The 15,843-nt window shown below is 54.1% G+C and carries 14 protein-coding genes; 12 read left to right on the top strand and 2 right to left on the bottom strand.

What is annotated here, in order from left to right:
• Positions 1–14 precede the first annotated feature (14 nt).
• The 3 genes from RB297_RS26210 to RB297_RS26200 all read left to right on the top strand — a co-directional run bounded on the left by RB297_RS26210 (position 15) and on the right by RB297_RS26200 (position 5,696).
• Positions 15–1,301 (top strand): ABC transporter substrate-binding protein, encoded by a 1,287-nt coding sequence (locus tag RB297_RS26210; protein ID WP_096776916.1) that lies wholly within the window; start codon positions 15–17, stop codon positions 1,299–1,301.
• Positions 1,302–1,416: 115 nt separating this feature from the next.
• Positions 1,417–3,459 carry a beta-galactosidase gene (locus RB297_RS26205; protein WP_096776917.1) on the top strand — a complete coding sequence of 681 codons (2,043 nt, stop codon included), beginning with the start codon at positions 1,417–1,419 and terminating at the stop codon, positions 3,457–3,459.
• A gap of 47 nt (positions 3,460–3,506) precedes the next feature.
• The gene (locus RB297_RS26200; protein WP_375121799.1) at positions 3,507–5,696 is read left to right on the top strand and encodes an alpha-galactosidase; all 2,190 of its coding nucleotides are present in this window, start codon (positions 3,507–3,509) and stop codon (positions 5,694–5,696) included.
• Between the two features lie 154 nt (positions 5,697–5,850).
• On the opposite strand, the gene ymzB is transcribed toward RB297_RS26200, so the two are convergent.
• Positions 5,851–6,192: a protein YmzB gene (gene ymzB, locus RB297_RS26195; RefSeq protein ID WP_096776919.1), complete on the bottom strand. Its 342-nt coding sequence runs from the start codon at positions 6,190–6,192 to the stop codon at positions 5,851–5,853.
• Between the two features lie 193 nt (positions 6,193–6,385).
• Between ymzB and RB297_RS26190 the strand changes: the two genes are divergently transcribed.
• Positions 6,386–7,291: a hypothetical protein gene (locus RB297_RS26190; RefSeq protein ID WP_375121798.1), complete on the top strand. Its 906-nt coding sequence runs from the start codon at positions 6,386–6,388 to the stop codon at positions 7,289–7,291.
• A gap of 28 nt (positions 7,292–7,319) precedes the next feature.
• On the top strand, positions 7,320–7,838 hold the full coding sequence (locus RB297_RS26185; protein ID WP_375121797.1) for a hypothetical protein: 519 nt from the start codon (positions 7,320–7,322) through the stop codon (positions 7,836–7,838).
• 43 nt (positions 7,839–7,881) lie between these two features.
• Here RB297_RS26185 and RB297_RS26180 read toward each other — a convergent pair whose 3' ends face one another.
• A complete protein-coding gene (locus RB297_RS26180; RefSeq protein WP_015737517.1) occupies positions 7,882–8,067 on the bottom strand; it encodes a hypothetical protein in 186 nt (61 codons plus the stop codon).
• A 121-nt stretch (positions 8,068–8,188) separates the two neighbouring features.
• On the opposite strand from RB297_RS26180, the gene RB297_RS26175 reads away from it, so the two are divergent.
• The 7 genes from RB297_RS26175 (at position 8,189) to RB297_RS26145 (ending at position 15,770) form a co-directional block, all read left to right on the top strand.
• Positions 8,189–8,983, top strand: coding sequence for a sulfite exporter TauE/SafE family protein (locus RB297_RS26175; RefSeq protein WP_375121796.1), 795 nt, complete (start codon positions 8,189–8,191; stop codon positions 8,981–8,983).
• A gap of 50 nt (positions 8,984–9,033) precedes the next feature.
• On the top strand, positions 9,034–9,939 hold the full coding sequence (locus RB297_RS26170; protein WP_375121795.1) for an aldo/keto reductase: 906 nt from the start codon (positions 9,034–9,036) through the stop codon (positions 9,937–9,939).
• A gap of 317 nt (positions 9,940–10,256) precedes the next feature.
• The gene (locus RB297_RS26165; protein ID WP_375121794.1) at positions 10,257–11,126 is read left to right on the top strand and encodes an ABC transporter ATP-binding protein; all 870 of its coding nucleotides are present in this window, start codon (positions 10,257–10,259) and stop codon (positions 11,124–11,126) included.
• Complete coding sequence (locus RB297_RS26160; RefSeq protein WP_375121793.1) at positions 11,119–13,320, top strand: ABC transporter permease; 2,202 nt, start codon at positions 11,119–11,121, stop codon at positions 13,318–13,320. Before RB297_RS26165 ends, RB297_RS26160 begins: the two co-directional genes overlap by 8 nt.
• 87 nt (positions 13,321–13,407) lie before the next feature.
• Positions 13,408–14,097 carry an RNA polymerase sigma factor gene (locus tag RB297_RS26155; RefSeq protein WP_009594062.1) on the top strand — a complete coding sequence of 230 codons (690 nt, stop codon included), beginning with the start codon at positions 13,408–13,410 and terminating at the stop codon, positions 14,095–14,097.
• Positions 14,078–14,920: a hypothetical protein gene (locus RB297_RS26150; protein ID WP_015737511.1), complete on the top strand. Its 843-nt coding sequence runs from the start codon at positions 14,078–14,080 to the stop codon at positions 14,918–14,920. The genes RB297_RS26155 and RB297_RS26150 overlap by 20 nt, the downstream gene beginning before the upstream one ends.
• Complete coding sequence (locus RB297_RS26145) at positions 14,913–15,770, top strand: ATP-binding cassette domain-containing protein (RefSeq protein ID WP_036663839.1); 858 nt, start codon at positions 14,913–14,915, stop codon at positions 15,768–15,770. The genes RB297_RS26150 and RB297_RS26145 overlap by 8 nt, the downstream gene beginning before the upstream one ends.
• The last annotated feature ends 73 nt before the right edge of the window (positions 15,771–15,843 follow it).

Genomic DNA, 15,843 nt, shown 5'->3' with positions numbered 1-15,843 from the left:
AGGGGGTAGTAAAGATGAACAAAATGAAATTATCACTCGTTATGCTGCTGGCTTTCTCGCTGCTGCTTGCAGCTTGCGGCGGCAAGTCGGAAGAAGGCCAGGGCGGAAGCTCGAATGGAGCTTCCGGCGATATCAAAACGGTCAAGATTTTTCAATTCAAAACCGAGATCGTGGACGGCTTGAATGAGCTTAAAGTCGAATTCGAGAAGGAATACCCGAACATCAAGCTGGATATTCAAACGGTAGGCGGCGGCGCTGACTATGGTGCTGCATTGAAAACCAAATTCGCATCCAACGATGCGCCGGATATTTTCTCCAATGGCGGCGACGCCGAGATGGAGATGTGGATCGACCGTCTAGAGGATCTGTCCGATCAGCCTTGGGTGAACGATCTGGTCGACATGGCGAAAGAGCCGATGACCAAAGACGGTAAAGTATACGGCATGCCGATGAACCTTGAAGGATGGGGTTACATCTACAATAAGGATTTGTTTGAGCAGGCCGGCATTACCGAGCTTCCTAAAACGTATACCCAGCTGGCGGATGCCGCGAAGAAGCTGGAAGCCGCAGGCATAACTCCTTTTGCGAACGCTTACCAGGAATGGTGGTTGATCGGCAACCAGGGCATTAACCCGGCATTCGCCCAGCAGGATGACCCGAATGCGTTTATCCAGGGCTTGAACGACGGCACGCAAAAATTCGTGGGCAATGGGAAGTTCGAAGAGTGGACCAAGCTGATGCAGCTGACATTGGACCACGGCAACAAGAACCCGCTGACCACCGACTACAATACGGCCATTTCCCTGCTGGCTACAGGTAAAGCGGCCATGATGCAGAACGGGAACTGGGCTCAAACCGAGATCGATGCCATCAATCCGGATCTGAATCTCGGCTACCTGCCGATGCCGCTTGGCGACAATGCGGAGCAAAATGACAAGCTGAACGTCGGCGTACCTGCGAACCTGGTCATTAACAAAGATTCCGCGTCGAAGGAAGAAGCGAAGATCTTCCTGAACTGGTTTGTCACATCCGATATCGGCAAAGAGTACATCGTGAAAAAATTCAAATTCATCCCGGCCTTGAAGACCATCGAAGCAACGCCTGAGGATATGGGCGACTTGGGTTCGGCCGTATGGGAGTACGTGCAGGCAGGCAAAGTGCTGCCAAGACAATCCGCGAAGTTCCCTGACGGCGCGGCACAGGAGTTCTCCGGCGCGATGCAGGCATTCTTCGCCGGCAAATCCGATACGAACAAAATGCTTGAAGATATGCAGACATCCTGGGATAGCTTGAGCAAGTAAAGAGCCATGCAAAATTTAAGTTAGCAGACCGTTCATAAGAGGTATGATCCCTTGTCCGACAAGATAGGGGATGGTACCTCTTTTCTATAGCAGAGTCTACGAAGGAGGCAATTCTATGATTAATCAACGTTTTCCTAAGATATGGTATGGCGGGGACTATAACCCCGAGCAATGGGATAAGGCAACGATGGAAGAGGACCTGCGAATGTTCGAGCTGGCGGGCGTCGACGTGGCGACCCTCAATGTATTCTCCTGGGCCAAAACGCAGCGCGATGAGGAAAGCTATGATTTCGGGTGGCTTGATGAAATTATGGACCGCCTGGCGGAGGAGCAGGTTCACGTCTGTTTGGCAACCAGTACGGGAGCGCACCCTGCTTGGATGGCCAAGAAATACCCGGACATCCTGCGCGTCGATTACGATGGACGCAAACGCAAATTCGGCGGCCGCCATAATTCATGTCCGAACAGCCCGACCTATCGCAAATACTCCGTGCTGATGGCGCGCAAGCTGGCTGAACGGTACAAGGATCACCCGGCGCTGGTCATCTGGCACGTCTCCAATGAGTATGGCGGGTATTGTTATTGCGACAACTGCGAGCGTCAGTTCCGCGTCTGGCTGAAAGAGCGTTACGGGTCGCTGGATAAGCTGAACGCCGCATGGAATACCGGGTTTTGGGGCCATACCTTCTACGAGTGGGACGAGATCGTGGTACCGAATGCGCTCAGCGAGGAATTCGGCGGAAACCGGTCGTTCTTCCAGGGAATATCGCTGGATTACCGCCGTTTTCAGTCCGACAGCCTGCTGCAATGTTACCGACTGGAAAGAGATGAGCTGAAGAAGGTCACGCCGGATATTCCGGTCACCACCAATCTGATGGGCTTTTATCCGGAGCTGGATTACTTCGAGTGGGCGAAGCATATGGATGTGGTGTCCTGGGACAACTATCCCGCGATCGATACGCCGGTGAGCTTTACGGCGATGTCGCATAACCTGATGCGCGGGCTGAGAAGCGGACAGCCGTTCATGCTGATGGAGCAGACTCCGAGCGTTCAGAACTGGTCGCCCTACAACTCCGCGAAGCGTCCCGGCGTCATGCGGCTGTGGAGTTATCAGGCCGTAGCGCACGGCGCGGATACGGTCATGTTCTTCCAGCTCCGCCGTTCCGTGGGGGCGTGCGAGAAATTCCACGGCGCATTGATCGAGCATGTGGGACATGAGCATACCCGGGTCTTCCGGGAGTGCGCGGAGCTGGGGCATGAGCTGCAGCAGCTCGGAGACAAGCTGCTCGACTCCCGTTCGGACGCCAAGGTGGCGATCATGTATGACTGGGAGAACCGCTGGGCGCTGGAGCTGTCAAGCGGGCCTTCCAAAGCACTGAACTACGTGGATGAGGTTCATAAATATTATGACGCGCTGTATCAGCAGAATATCCAGACCGATATCATCAGCGTCGAAGAGGATCTAAGCAAGTATGATATCGTGATTGCCCCCGTGATGTACATGGTGAAGCCGGGCGTTGCCCAGCGCGTGGAGCGGTTCGTAGCGCAGGGCGGAACCTTCGTGACCACCTTCTTCAGCGGCATCGTCAATGAGAACGATCTGGTGACCCTCGGAGGTCATCCGGGCGAGCTGCGCAGCGTGACCGGCATTTGGGCTGAGGAAATCGATGCATTGCTGCCCGGAATGCAAAATCAGATCGACATGAAGCAGGATTGGGGATCGCTGCGTGGAAGTTATCCATGTGGAATTTTGTGCGATGTCATCCATGCGGAGACGGCGGAGGTTTTGGCTGAGTACGGATCCGACTTCTACAAAGGCACGCCTGTTTTAACGAAGAATGCGTTTGGCGAAGGGCAGGCCTATTATGTGGCCAGCAGTCCGGATGCGCAGTTCCTGCAAGGGTTTCTTGCCAATCTGTGCGAAGAACAAGGCGTGAAGCCGCTGCTGGATACACCACAAGGAGTAGAGGTGGTGGAACGGGTGAAGGACGGAAACTCCTATCTGTTCATATTGAACCACAATGCCGAAGAGATGACGTTTGATGCAGGTTCTGCCAATTCATTCGATCTCCTGGGCAGCCGGCAGGTTACGGGCCATGTCACGATTCCGGGAAGGGACGTCATGATTCTGGAACGGGCTGCCGCCGCCCGGTCTTAAAGAGAGCAAGGAGATCTTACTCGGACCTTGGTTAGGGGGCAAAAGCAGTGAGTATACATTTCCATGAAGATCTGGGGATATTCCATCTCCAGAGCGATCGGTCAAGTTATGTGATTGAGCTGGTGCGCGGCGTTTATCCTGCGCATGCCTATTGGGGACGCCGGATTCGCGATAACCGCGTCCTAGGATTGCTGGAACGGAGGGGAAGAGCATCCTTTTCGCCGACGCCGTTTCGCGAGGATGCTTCCTTCTCCCTGGACAGTTTGCCTCAGGAATACCCGGGCTATGGCAGCGGCGATTTTCGGCAGCCTGCATATCAGGTACAGCTGGCTAACGGGACCACGGTCACCGAGGCGGAATATGTCCGTCACCGGATCTACAGCGGCAAGCCGAAGCTTGAGGGCTTGCCTGCCGTATACACGGAACAGGATGACGAGGCGGATACGCTGGAGCTGGAACTGTTTGATCGGGTAAGCGGTTTGACGATTTATTTGTCTTATACGGTCATGAAGGCGTTTGACGCTATTTCCCGCTCCGTAACCTTCCGCAACGACAGCAAGGAGAACATGACGCTGCTGCGTGCCATGAGCGCTAGCGTGGATATGGATCACAGCCGTTATGACCTGCTGCATCTCCATGGGGCATGGGCGAGAGAGCGCCATGTGCAGCGCAGAAGACTATCCCCGGGCATGCAGGGCATCGAGAGCCGCAGGGGGTCAAGCAGCCATAACCACAATCCGTTCCTAGCGCTGCTGTCCGAGGGGGCAGGCGAAGAGTTCGGCGAAGTGTACGGCTTCAGTCTGGTATACAGCGGCAGCTTCTCCGCACAGGTCGAGGTGGACCAATACGATACGACCCGGGTCACGATGGGATTGAATCCGTTCGACTTCACGTGGCTGCTGGAGCCGGGACAGTCGTTCCAGACGCCGGAAGCGGTGATGGTCTTCTCGGCGGAGGGCCTCGGCGGCATGTCCAGACGCTATCATAAAATGTACCGCACCAGGCTGTGCCGGGGGCAATTCCGGGATGTCACGCGCCCGGTGCTGGTGAACAATTGGGAAGCAACCTACTTCAACTTCAATGCCGATAAAATCGAGCAGATTGCAAGCGCGGGACGGGATCTCGGCATCGAGCTGTTCGTGCTGGACGACGGATGGTTCGGCAAGCGCAACGACGATACGACTTCCCTCGGGGATTGGGTCGTTGACAAGAACAAGCTGCCCGACGGCCTCGAGGATCTCGTGAAGAGGGTACGCGGTCTGGATATGCAGTTCGGCTTGTGGTTTGAGCCGGAAATGATATCGCCGGACAGCGATCTGTACCGTCAGCATCCCGACTGGTGCCTGCACGTGGAAGGGCGCCGGCGGACGGAAGGGAGACAGCAGCTGATCCTGGATTTCTCCCGCCAGGAAGTAGGCGACGCGGTGGCCGATATGGTTCGCGGCATCCTGAGAAGCGCGCCGATCACCTACGTGAAATGGGACATGAACCGGAACATGACGGAGATCGGATCGGCTGCGCTGCCGCCTGAGCGCCAGCGGGAAACGGCCCATCGCTATATGCTGGGTCTGTACAGGGTGATGGAACAGCTGACGACGGAGTTCCCGCATATTTTGTTCGAGAGCTGCTCCGGGGGCGGCGGACGCTACGATCCGGGAATGCTGTATTACATGCCGCAGACGTGGACAAGCGATAACTCCGATGCCGTCAGCCGATTGAAGATTCAATACGGAACGAGCCTGGTTTATCCGCTCAGCTCCATGGGAGCGCATGTGTCCGCCGTTCCGAACCATCAGGTGCACCGGAATACTTCGCTGCGGACGAGAGGACACGCGGCAATGTCGGGCAATTTCGGTTATGAGCTGGACCTGACTGCCTTCAGCGAACAGGAGAAGGAGGAGGTCCGCGAGCAGGTAAAGCTGTACAAAGAGATTCGGCATCTCGTGCAGTTCGGGGATTTCTACCGCCTTCGGAACCCGTTCGAAGGGAATGAAGCGGCCTGGACGATCGTCTCCGAGGATCGATCGGAAGCGGTGCTGTATTATTTCCGCATCTTAAGCGAGGCGAATGAACCGATTCGGTGGCTGCGTACGATGGGGCTGGATCCGGAAGGGGATTACAAGTGCCTGGAGGACGGGAACATCTACGGCGGAGACCGGCTGATGAACGCCGGCTTGGCCGTTCCGCCGATGCACGGCGATTTCCAAAGCTTTATCTGGAGATTCGAACGGGTATAAGCTGTTTACTAAAAGCCTGCGGAACCCATCCGCGTCCCGAGCGCGACATAATATCAAGGTTGATCCGGCATCAAGTCAAGCTGCGGGAGAAGCCAAAAGAACCGCCAGAGAAGCACTCTCTGGCGGTTCTTGCTGTTTCTATAACCGGCTGCTTTCAGGTCGCCGTGATGGAATAAATGCCGCGTTCCGTTGTGAGCACCACTTGACGGTCTTGAACCTCCGCGGCCGTCAACCCGTCCAGCCCGATGACGAAGGCATTGCTTGGCAGGGGGGCTTCGTGGCCTGCCGTGATGACCACGCCGGGACCGTGCAACAGAAGAGCGTGGCGATCTCCGTACCCGTCGATGGACTGCGCTTGCTGCTGCTGATGTTCAAATCGTTCCAGCCGTAATTCAACCTGGTCTTGATCCTTCTCTTCTTGCTTGGATATGTGCAGCGTGCGGTTGCTATTGGATTGAAGCCAGTTCGTAACCTCTTCGATCGATGGATTCATCATGGACACCTTCCTTGATTTTAGGGTGGCTTCAACTAGTCTGTCCACGAAGGGGGTTCGTTATTTCAATTCGGGCCGGGTTTCTCCCGCAGGAAGTCGACGGAAAAATTAACGCAGTTCAAACCCTCTTCTTCGATATTACGTGTTAAGATAGTTAAAGAATATGGAACAAACGCATGCTACATATGGAGGGTCAATGGGCAAGAAATGGTATTACGTGCTCGCCATCCTGCTCGCAGCCTGCAGCTGGATCGGGAATGTCTGGTATTACGAAGCCAACCAACTGGGAAGAACCGTATTTCTCGAGCATCATGTGGAGACAAGGGAAGGGGGAGGCCGCGTATTCGACTTGTATTATGTGGAGGACAAACAAGCGGATAAGAGGCTGAGCTCCATCCGGATCGAAGGTTACCCTGGACAGATCGTCACGCCCTATCCCCGATATGCGGAGTATCAGAGGCAGTACTTAGGAAAAATGATGGTGAACTTAAATGCCCCCGAGCAAAAAGGGACGGGAGAGAAGCTGGAGGAGCCGATTCTTATTCGGGAAGTTACCGCGCAGTATTCCGACGGAAGCTCGGAGCAAGTGAATGTCGGGGAAATATACGTTTGGCCCGGCGTATATCGTCAGGAAGAGCACGATCCGATATCGTGGACATCCGGCGGATCTTCCTCCGATCATTCGGGATACGACTCCGCTGTCGTGAAGCGTCCGGTACAGTTAACGGCGTTCTCCTCGAAACTGCTGGATATCGCTCTAGAGGGGCATCTCCGAATCTATGCCGACATTTCAAGTCAAATACCAGGTACCAGCTACCGGTCGCAGCCTTCGGAAGCGCACATCGAGTTAAGAGGCGAGCCCATCGATGAGATTCAGCTTCCACTTAACATTCATAAAGGGGATTCCATTAGAATCAGCCACCAATTTGATATGCCGTCGCTTGAGAAGAGCTTGCAGGTTTACCAGCTCCTATTGAAAACGACCTTTATGGAGGAAAGCGGTCGCCAGTGGCATGGAGAAACGGTAATTCCCTATCACCCGAGACCGACGGATCAAGAATTGTCGGAATTTGTCCGGGATAGCAGGAGGACACCAGAGTAGGGCTTACGGGCGTATGGGCTGGGGCCTGTTGATTGTACTTGTCGACTTTAAGCTGGACTCGGTGGATATGTTGCCCGATATGCTCGGGTACCTGCTGATCGCTTCGGGACTATGGCGGCTCCAGAAGTTGAACGGATATTTTAAGGCAGGGCATCTGTCGGCTTGGCTGCTGATGGCCTGGTCGGTGTTACAATTGTTTTGGTTTACCGAAGCGGGGATAGACGGCTTACCCGTGCAATCCGCGAAGGATGTATGGATCCAGCTGCCTGCCCTCTGCTTGCATACCGTATTGATTTACGGAATTTGCAAAGGCGTCCAGGCGCATTTCGCGGGTAACGCGTCCGGACTGGATCACAAGGCAAGCTTCCGGCTGGGCTTATTTATGGCGGGACAGCTCCTGTGGCTGATCGTGTACCCATTCGTTTTAAATCTGGATTCAGGCGATATGTTCCTTGTGTTCTTACTGTGCTCGCTCATCGTAATGGCGGCCGAGATCGCGGTTCTGCTCCTGGTCAGGCTTGCCGTACGGGAATCGACCGAGATTTAGGAATAAAGCGCTGTACCCAGGTTTGTTAACGATTATGAAATAATCATGTTGAACCATTGTCTTTGCTGGGATGATACACGATCGTAACGCCCAGCTGGTTATATATTTCTTCGGTGTAGTGGTGATCCGGGCAGTGCTTGATCGTTGCCATGTCTTCTTGCCTGGAGATCAGCTTCTGCTCGCAGTCGGGACAGCGGTCCTGGAAAAGAAATTTCAGCTTATTCAACATGATCACCACACACCTCCTTAATTTCCGATACAAATACTTGGGTTTATTATAAATCAACAGCGAGGCACATTCAATAGCAATGTGCCCGGCAACGATATCAAATGAACGGAGATCGATCACCTTGATAGTGCAACTTGTAGTCATGGTCTTTATAGGTATCATCGGTTCTTTTTTCTCAGGGCTGCTGGGAATAGGCGGAGCGATCATTAATTTCCCCCTGCTTTTATATGTACCTTCCTGGTTTGGACTGGAGGCTTTCACCTCCAAGGAGGTCGCGTCCATCAGTATGCTGCAGGTATTTTTTGCTTCCTTGTCAGGCATGCTAACCAATCGGATGAGTTCGCGCGGCGGTGAGTCGTACGTTCACAAGCGATTGGTCATCCAGATGGGGGCCAGTACCCTGATTGGCAGTCTGATCGGGAGCCTGTCCTCGATGCTCATGACGAGCGGAACGATTAACGTGGTTTATGGATTACTGGCGGTAATCGCGGTGTTATTGATGATCGTGCCGACCCGGGCATCCATGGAGAACAGATCGGTTAGCGAGGTGACTTACCATGCATGGATTGCAATGGGAGCTGCCTTTATTGTCGGCGGCATTGCCGGAATCGTCGGGGCCGGCGGCGCCTTTATCCTGATCCCCATTATGCTGACGGTTCTTAAGATCCCGACGCGGATCACCATCGCATCCTCGCTCGCGATCGTCTTTCTGTCCGCGGTCGGGGGCGTTATCGGCAAAATCGCCTCGGGCGACATTCCGATTTGGCCGTCCCTGTTTGCCGTTGCCGGAAGCCTGATGGGTGCCCCCATCGGCGCGATTATCAGCCGCAAGATGAACGTCCGCCTGCTGAGGTACGCCTTGGCTCTTCTCATTGCAGTGACGGCGGTCAAGATCTGGATCGATATTTTAGGGTAAGTAAAGAGGTAGAACCTTATTCATCATGATGGAAGAGGAGGAGATGAACGATGAAAACCAACCGGCTGGGCTCTTCGGAATTGTATGTAAGCGAAATCGGGCTGGGCTGCATGTCGCTGGGTACGGACGAAGGACAAGCGGTGAAGCTTATTCATGAAGCGTTGGATCGGGGCGTGAATTTTCTGGATACGGCGGACCTATATGATGAAGGCCGCAACGAGGAACTGGTAGGCAAAGCGATTCAGGGCCGGCGCGAGGACGTCATCATCGCCACCAAAGTGGGCAACCGCCGCGTGCCGGGACAGGAGGGCTGGGTATGGGATCCTTCGAAGGACTACATCAAATCAGCCGTTAAGGACAGTCTGCGCAGGCTGGGTACGGATTATATCGATCTGTACCAGCTTCACGGGGGGACGCTGGATGATCCGATCGAAGAGACGATTGAAGCTTTTGAAGAACTGAAGCGGGAAGGGTGGATTCGATATTACGGCATATCGTCCATCCGGCCGAACGTCATCCGCGAATATGTCGCTAAATCCCATATCGTCAGCGTCATGAGCCAGTACAGCATCCTGGACCGGAGACCGGAGGAAACGGTTTTTGATCTGCTTGAGGAGAACGGAATATCCGCGATTGCCCGGGGTCCCGTTGCCCGCGGCATCTTGTCGGACCGAGGACAAGCCAAAGCGGAGAAGGGATACCTGGATTACAGCAAACAAGAGCTGCTCGACGCGCTCAAGAGGCTTGAAGCGTTTGGAAAAGGCCGGGATTTGTCCCAGCTGGCGATTCGTTATGCTTTGGCCCATGCCGCTGTGGCCTGCACCATTCCCGGGGCGAGCTCGCTTGAACAGCTGCTGCATAACCTGGCTGCAGGGGATATGGAAGCTTTATCGCCTCAGGACATCCAATCGATCCAGGCGATCAGCCGCGCCAACCAATATGAGGCGCATCGGTAACACCGGGAGCGATAAGCGTGTGAATGGTCTATCCCGTTAATCTTTTGGGGCATGAAATATTTATGGCCTGAAGATTTAGGGATGAACCGCATTCCCGCATGTTATAATAACTGGATAAGAGCCTGACGTCAGGCGAAATAGTTCATGCCCGCAATCCGCTTTTAGGATCACGGGCTTTTTTGTACCTTATTTGTACTTTATCAATAAATTGGCGTCAAACCTTGGGGAATGTCAAACTTTTTGAAGCGATGGTTCGTTCCAAGGAACGTAAACCGCGCGGCTTATGCCATAATCGTACATGGTGAAAGGATTCTAGAATGATTACCATTGAGCATCTATCAAAAACCTATCGCAAGGGCGCTTGGGCGCTCTTGGATGTTTCATTACAATTGGATAAAGGCATGACGGGTCTGCTAGGACCCAATGGCGCCGGCAAAACTACCTTAATGCGCATCCTGGCAACCTTATTGACGCCGACCTCCGGGCAGGTGAGGGTGAACGGAATATCCCTTGGACGGCCGGAGGAGATTCGGCAGATGATCGGTTATTTGCCGCAGCATTTTCACATTTACCCGCAGCTGACCGGCAGAGATTATCTGGATTATGTGGCGGCCATGAAGGGGATCACGGACCGGAGCGCCAAGCTGAAGGAGATCTCCAGGCTGCTTGAGATGGTCAATCTTCAGGAGAAGGCGGACAAAAAAGTGCGTACGTACTCGGGGGGCATGAAGCAAAGATTGGGCATAGCCCAAGCGCTGCTCGGTTCCCCGGATATTTTGATCGTAGACGAGCCGACGTCGGGGCTGGATCCCCAGGAGCGTGTCCGGTTCCGGAATGTGTTAACCCGTTTCAGCATCGACCGGACGGTCCTGTTGTCCACCCATATCGTAGCGGATATCGAGAGCAACTGCCGTCGCATCGCCGTAATGAACAAGGGGAGATTGGCCATGAACGGCAGCTTGCCCGAACTGCAGGCCTGCGGGAAGGGACAAGTGTGGGAAGCGGTGATGGGCCATGAAGAATTTGCCTTGATGGATCCCATGTCCGTCGTGTCCACTCGAACGGTACCGGAAGGCGTGCTTTGCCGGTTTATCAGTGCAGCACCCCCCGTGACCGGCGCGTTTCCGGCGGATCCGACCCTGGAGGACGGCTATCTGGCTCTGCTGCGGAGGGATCGCCATGCATAAGTGGTGGAGGCACAGTCTGTTGGAGCTGCGGCTTTTGTTCGGCAATCCCTTGTTTGCCTCGCTTCCGGTCCTCTACGCGATCCTGTTCATCGTCATCATGCTGCAGGCGGCAAGCGGAAACGGACCGAATCATAACCTGTATTCGGCTGCGTATTCCTTTCACATGCTGGGTCATACGATGACGCTGGGTCCGGCGATGTTAATCGGCATCTTGTCCATCCGGCGGGATGTCCGCCGTCGGTCGTTTGAATGGAACCACAGCCTGCCTGTGTCCTTCTTGACCCTGCTGTCGTCGAAATATGCGGTCAGCTTGCTGTACTTTTCCCTGTTTACCCTCTCGACGTCGGTTATATTCTATATCCTGTCGGTCAGCCAGGGGATAGCCGGTGATATCGCGATGGTGCATACGATGCAATTCGCGGTGCAGTATGAGGTTTCCTATATGGTGACGCTCGCGCTAGCGATGCTCCTCGGGGCAAGCATTCCGAACCGGATCGTGTATTTGATCGGTTTCTGTGCATGGATGTTTGGAACGTTTTTTATGGAAATTTATTTTATCAGCGAATTAAGATGGATGCCGGCCCAAGTGTTTCACCTTAACCAATTCTTCCTTCAATCCAATCGGTTTGAATATGAGAATTGGGGGTACGGCCTGCTATCCAAGGATATCCAGCTGTCCCGTTGGTTCGTGCTGGCTTTCACCTTCCTGCTGCTGACGGTGTGTTTGTTCTTGTTAAACTCGAAGCGCCCCACGATGCTGAAAAAGGCAGGGTGGCTGGGCGTGCTGGGGGCTGTCGTGTTGACGGCAGCCGCTGCCGTGCCTTATGGCACGCTTTGGGCGGAACGGTATGCCCAAATTGATGCGAAGCTGGAGGACCCGACGATTTCTTATGTCGATGATCCTGAAAATATAGCCTTCTATCATGTGTCTTCCTATGACATCAAGCTGAAACGGCTGCCAAACGACGAGCTACGCGTAACGGCGAAGCTAACGATACCGGCCTCCGAAATATCGGGCATGAGGCAGCTGCCGTTAACCTTGAACCGGATGTTCAAGCTTGAACGTGTCCAACTCCAGGGCATCGACGCTCCTTATCGCAGACAGGGAGAGCGGATATCGATCAGGATGGTTGGCGATGCCAAGGGAGGGGACCTTCAAGCCGAGCTGGAATATAGGGGCAAGGTAATGGATTTTATGGCCGGGTACTCCAATGAAGAATTTGCGGCCTATAGCGTGGGGCCTGAAGTTAAACTGGAGGGGCATATGGCCTGGTATCCGCTTCCCGGTCATCAGGAGGTATATTTAAAGAGTGACAACGGAGATCTTTCGTCGAAATACGTTTATCTGGGCTGGGAATTCGGCAAGCTGCGCTACTCTGCCGGAGAGATGAAGCTGGTGGTGGAGGGTTATCCGCAACCCTTGTATACGGGAATGAAAGAGCTGGAGCGGAAGCCGGGCTACCAGCGGTTTGAGGACAGGGAGATCGAGCAGAATATCTCTCTGTACGGGGGACAATTTTGGAAGGAAATCCACCGGAATGATCTCCCGATTACCATCGTGACAACGCCTTATCTGGAGAAGGCATCCGTATCGCTGCTGAGGGATATGAAAAAGAAATATGACTATTTTTCCGAGTGGATACCCGAGTTCAACAGCAGCGTCGAGAAGATCTTGTATTTGGGCCAAGGCTTTGATTACCCTCAGGTGAATCATCGCCTGATTCTGTCCTCGAACCACTACACCTATAACTTCGCGAACTTGCCCGGCGAATGGATGAACTCGATTCTGTTCGGCAACCAGGGTGCGTTCCATTATAATTTTGAGCATCCGGAACGAGACGTGCGCGGAAAGATCAGCAGTCTTTTCTGGTATGTATACTACGTAGAGGAGAAAGGGCTTAGCGATAAACAATTAAGATCGGCTTACGGAAATCTCCGGTCGGTACAGCAGCTGTTGTTCAAAAACGGAAGCGGGGAGGATCCCCAAAACCAAATAGGCATAAGTATGGCCAGACAGGTTAGAAAGGCGCTGGAGGAAGGTAGAGGGAATCAGGTCAAAGAGCTGCTGGTGCAGTTTTATGGGCGGGGGCTGATGCTTCCCGACACCGAACGCAACCCGGCCTTACGACCGGAGAACCCGATCACGTACAAAGAGTGGCAGCAGAAATGGGATGCCATGATGAATGTCAAATAATGACGACTATGCACCTGCACGCGGTCGGTTATAATTGAGAAATAGTTATAACGGAAGATGAGAATGCATGTAGAAAGGGGGGAAGGCATGATTTCCGATCAGCAGCTGTCCGAACGCATGGCTGCCGGCGACCAGGAAGCGTTTGAAATGCTGGTGACGAGGTACCATGGTCCGCTGCTCAGTTATACGACCCAGAGGCTGGCCGACAGGCAAAAGGCCCAGGATATCGTTCAGGAAACCTTTATCCGGCTCATCCGGCATCTGAAGCAGCACGGGACGCTCGAGCATGTTCGCTCCTGGCTGTACCGCGTCGCTCTGAATATGTGCAAGGATTATTGGAAAAGCGCATCCTACAGGTCCGAAGGTCTTGCGGGTGAGGAGATGCCGGATGCATACGACCCTGAACCGGGCGCGGAAGAGCTTGTGGAAAGACAGGAAACTTCCCTCGAAATTGCGGCGTCGCTCGAGACCTTGCCCGATATACAACAGGAAGTCATATCGCTTCGGTTCTTTCATGACCTGAAGCTGCAGGAAATCGCCGACCTGGTCGACCTCCCCTTGAGTACGGTCAAAACGCATTTATATAACGGCTTGAGAAAGCTGAAGAAAACATTGTCCATGGAGCATTCCGATTTGGTTCCCGTCCATTCGTCCCGAAGGACGCGGGAGAAAAGTCCTCAGGAACAGGTACGGAACCGCTCCAAGTCGGAAGAGTCTGATTCGCAGAGCAAAGTAAAAGAAAGTGAGGTGTATCTCCATGGATCATCCATTCGATAATGAATTGAGAAGACTTGAAGACGAGCTTCGCGGCCCGCTCAGACGCGCGGCTCTTCCGTCGCCGACGCCGGATGAGACGGCCCAGCTCATCGCGTCCCTTCAGGGGGAGTTCAATCAGCTCCGGATTGAGCCCGAGTCGCCCAAGCTGGATTTTAATCCGCAGGTCGACCCGCCCTCATTGAAACAGATCCTTCGGAGCCAGATTCGATTGAATCAAAGATCCATTCTGCTCACGGCAGGCGCGGTATTCTGCATGCTGGTCATGCTGATCGATCCGGAATATCCGCTTGATCAATTTGCTGGATTGCCCGGCGGCATTTTTCCATTGATTACCCCTTTGCTGCTGATCGTATCGATGCTGTTCAGCAGCCGAACCTGGGATAAAGGGATGCGGGCCGTGGAGACGCTGACCCCTTACCCGCCGGCACTGGTCTTGTATACCCGCCTGCTTCTCGTGACAGGCATCGTCGTCGGAATGGCCTTGCTCAGTACCCTTGCGCTCGGGCTTCGATCCATCCAAGCAGAATCCTCCCGCTTTTTATTCGGACCGTTTATTCTGGAGTGGATGGGCATTCTGCTGGTGACGGGAGGGGCCGCGATGTATATGCTGTTTCGCAAAGGCATGGTCTATTCGCTGATCTCGGCGGTGTTGGTGTACGGCATGTGGATCGTGATACAGGGCCAAATCGTGGACCACGGCGTTTCCATGAGCGGCAAGATGCTGACGGACATGTCCCTGCTTGTGATCGGCTTGATTCTGCTGATTTCTTCCTACGGACGCAGCTTGAAGCTGAACGGAGCCTGGAGATTGGCGAATGATTAGGCTGGAAGGACTGGAACGGCAGGCAGGCACGTACCGGCTTGAAATCGAGAAAGCGGAGATTCAATCCGGCCTGAACCTCATCGTGGGGGCGAACGGCGCCGGAAAAACAACCCTGATCGAGCTGCTGACCACGCTGCAGGCACCCGATGCAGGCGAGATCCTGTACAGCGGGCGCAGGGCAGGGGATCATTTGCCGCTGATCCGCAGTCAAATCGGGTATGTTCCGGCGGATATCGAGCTGTATGGAGATATGAAGGTCGGCAAGCTGCTGACCTATATGGCCGAATTGAAGGGCGTGTTTAACCCAGAGGCTATTGACAGGCTGATGGCGGACTTTCGGCTGGAGCCTTTCCGCAAGAGCAAGGTCAAGAATTTGTCGCAAGGGGTGCAGCGGCGCATTGCCGTCGTACAAGCGCTGTTGGCCTCGCCGTCTTTTCTGTTCTTGGATGAGCCTTTGAACGGCATGGACGCGGAGGAGCGCAAATTTCTCATCACGTATCTGACCAAATACGCCCGGGGCCGTATGGTGATCGTTGCGGCCCACGAGCTGAACGAATGGGAAGAGGCTGCGGATACCGTGATCTGGATACACCGCGGCCGCCTCCGGTTTATCGGTTCGCCGACCCAATGGAAGCTGAATGTGGCCTCCAGCGTCTGGGAAGGCGAGATCGATTTGGAAGACTTCGAGCGGATACCGCAGGAGCTGCTGATTCATTTTCAAATGACGGAGCATCGGATGAGAGTCAGGCTGATGGGGAAAAAGCAGCCGGGTCCCGAGTTCATGGAGAAGGCGCCTACACTGGAGGACACCTTTTTCCTACATATGAACGCCTTAGCCAGACGCGGGTGAGTATAGCTTGGATCATGAAAAATCATCGCCTTCATTCGGGCGATGATTTTTGCGTTTTCATTCGTTTAAATTC

The organism is Paenibacillus sp. CR_12, assembly GCF_041953985.1.
In the GTDB taxonomy this organism is placed as follows: Bacteria; Bacillota; Bacilli; order Paenibacillales; family Paenibacillaceae; genus Paenibacillus_AQ; species Paenibacillus_AQ lautus_A.
This window is presented reverse-complemented; position numbering and strand designations above follow the sequence as displayed.

Excerpts from the sequence above, each read along its gene's own strand:
- RB297_RS26210 (WP_096776916.1), top strand. The coding sequence starts at position 15 with ATGAACAAAATGAAATTATCACTCGTTATGCTGCTGGCTTTCTCGCTG.
- RB297_RS26205 (WP_096776917.1), top strand. The coding sequence starts at position 1,417 with ATGATTAATCAACGTTTTCCTAAGATATGGTATGGCGGGGACTATAAC.
- ymzB (WP_096776919.1), bottom strand. The coding sequence starts at position 6,192 with ATGATGAATCCATCGATCGAAGAGGTTACGAACTGGCTTCAATCCAAT.
- RB297_RS26190 (WP_375121798.1), top strand. The coding sequence starts at position 6,386 with ATGGGCAAGAAATGGTATTACGTGCTCGCCATCCTGCTCGCAGCCTGC.
- RB297_RS26180 (WP_015737517.1), bottom strand. The coding sequence starts at position 8,067 with ATGTTGAATAAGCTGAAATTTCTTTTCCAGGACCGCTGTCCCGACTGC.
- RB297_RS26170 (WP_375121795.1), top strand. The coding sequence starts at position 9,034 with ATGAAAACCAACCGGCTGGGCTCTTCGGAATTGTATGTAAGCGAAATC.
- RB297_RS26165 (WP_375121794.1), top strand. The coding sequence starts at position 10,257 with ATGATTACCATTGAGCATCTATCAAAAACCTATCGCAAGGGCGCTTGG.
- RB297_RS26160 (WP_375121793.1), top strand. The coding sequence starts at position 11,119 with ATGCATAAGTGGTGGAGGCACAGTCTGTTGGAGCTGCGGCTTTTGTTC.
- RB297_RS26155 (WP_009594062.1), top strand. The coding sequence starts at position 13,408 with ATGATTTCCGATCAGCAGCTGTCCGAACGCATGGCTGCCGGCGACCAG.
- RB297_RS26150 (WP_015737511.1), top strand. The coding sequence starts at position 14,078 with ATGGATCATCCATTCGATAATGAATTGAGAAGACTTGAAGACGAGCTT.
- RB297_RS26145 (WP_036663839.1), top strand. The coding sequence starts at position 14,913 with ATGATTAGGCTGGAAGGACTGGAACGGCAGGCAGGCACGTACCGGCTT.